Here is a 1,865-nt window from a genome sequence, read left to right as displayed (position 1 = left end):
TCCGTATCCTTTTGCATCAGGTAATACAGATACTCTTCCAGCTCATCCATGTCTATATGCAGCGGGTTTTTCATGTAATAAAGTGCCAGTTTAGCTATTTGGCGTAAATAATTTTCGTGTGTAGACTTTGATCGTCCATTAATAATAAGTTTACGTTTGAACTCTTCTCCCATAGCTCTAAAGCCATCAACTTTGTTGCAGGCTTCAGAATAAATAGTAATTTTACTCATGATTTAATTTTATTAAATTATTAAACATGAGATTTATACGTATTCAATACGAATTTAAATCGAAAGCTACCTCCCTTTGGGGAGGTTTAGTTCAACAACGTATATAAAAAATAGCGGTTTCAGTGCTTAAACAAAAGATATTCAACTAATTAAAATTCGGTTACAATTCGAAAAGTTAGTGCTGAAAATCCGCTACATTTCATATACAAGACCGTTACCATGCATTAAGATGAAGAAAACGTACTACATATTATTAAGCTTGATTATTTTGATTTCGTGTCATTCAAAAACAGAATCGACTGAATTTCAAAATGGAGATATTATTTTCCAGACTTCGACTTCAGGACAAAGTAAAGCGATTCAGATTGCGACTGGTTCAAAATATAGTCACATGGGGATTGTTTATAAGCAAGGAAATGATTTTTTCGTTTATGAAGCCATTCAACCTGTGAAATTAACTCCTTTAGCTGACTGGATTAAGAGAGGAGAAAACGAACATTATGTTGTAAAGCGGATTAAAAATTCCCAAAACTTACTGACTCCTGAGACTTTAACAAAAATGAAACAGGTTGGCGAAAAATACTCAGGGAAAGACTATGATTTGTATTTTGAATGGTCTGATTCAAGGATTTATTGCTCTGAATTAGTCTGGAAGATTTATAAAGAAGCAGTTGGACTTGAAATTGGAAAACTTGAAAATCTAGGTGATTTCAACCTGACTGATAAAACTGTAAAACAGAAATTAAAGGAAAGATATGGAGATAATATTCCGAAAGATGAATTGGTGATTTCTCCTGCATCAATGTTTGATTCAGACCAATTGATTACCGTATTTAAAAACTGATTATGAAAAAATGGATTCTTATTATATCAATTACGCTTAACATCGTTTTTCTGATTGGCTGGGGATTATGTAGTTTAAATGACCCTTCATACAAATTAGGACGACTTGAAAAAGATATTACAATTGGTCACTTTATGGGTGATTCTTTATTATTCACGTTACCTAAAGGACTGACTGTAAGAAATGCTTCTCAAAGAGGTTTAAATGCAATCGGACAGTTTGAGAATGAAAGATTCCAGATTGTAATTTCATCTGATGATTGGCAATTGATAAATTATGATTTGCCGACTGATAGTTTAGCTCCGAATGGAAATTATTATTCAGCTGATTATGATAGATATAATAGTGAAAAAGAGGAATAACGCATGGTAACAAAGTATATAAAACATAAGGGCTACAGCGGTTTTCGGAGCATTTGTCCGTTTAATCAAGTCCGCCAAATCTGCGATTTGACGAGTTTGTTAAATGTCTTAAATTTGTGTCAAAACGCAAATTTGGCTCCGTGCAAACTTGATAGTAATGTTTTTCAAATCCCTTACGTTTCATATACGTAGCCGTTACCAAGCATTTAAATTCAAAGGACAAAGCATTTGGTAGGGAAAAAAGTTCTTTCTTTAATTAAGGAAACGAAAACGAATTCGGGCATTTTTAGCCAATAAGAATGAATGAGTTGAAAGATGAAGTTGCTCGGTTCCAGACGCAGGCCTTTTAAGTCCTGCCTATCTTGATTTTTAAAAAAGGCAAAGCGTGTGAATAACAAAACGACTTTGACTTGGTTTCAGTCGTGGGAA

At 33.6% G+C, this 1,865-nt stretch carries 3 protein-coding genes; 2 read left to right on the top strand and 1 reads right to left on the bottom strand.

Annotated elements, in window-relative coordinates:
* A partial coding sequence (locus tag HNS40_RS22245; protein ID WP_172284755.1) for a phage integrase N-terminal SAM-like domain-containing protein occupies positions 1-230 on the bottom strand: 230 nt, incomplete at its 3' end.
* 229 nt (positions 231-459) lie between these two features.
* Here HNS40_RS22245 and HNS40_RS22240 point away from each other — a divergent pair.
* Both HNS40_RS22240 and HNS40_RS22235 read left to right on the top strand, forming a co-directional pair.
* Positions 460-1,074, top strand: a complete 615-nt coding sequence (locus HNS40_RS22240) for a YiiX family permuted papain-like enzyme (RefSeq protein ID WP_172284908.1) — start codon at positions 460-462, stop codon at positions 1,072-1,074.
* Positions 1,075-1,076: 2 nt separating this feature from the next.
* Positions 1,077-1,436 (top strand): hypothetical protein, encoded by a 360-nt coding sequence (locus HNS40_RS22235; RefSeq protein WP_172284907.1) that lies wholly within the window; start codon positions 1,077-1,079, stop codon positions 1,434-1,436.
* Positions 1,437-1,865 lie beyond the last annotated feature (429 nt).

The organism is Lentimicrobium sp. S6, assembly GCF_013166635.1.
Lineage (GTDB): Bacteria > Bacteroidota > Bacteroidia > Bacteroidales > UBA12170 > UBA12170.
The sequence above is the reverse complement of the archived record's forward strand: the minus strand, read 5'-3'. Positions and strand labels throughout refer to the sequence as shown.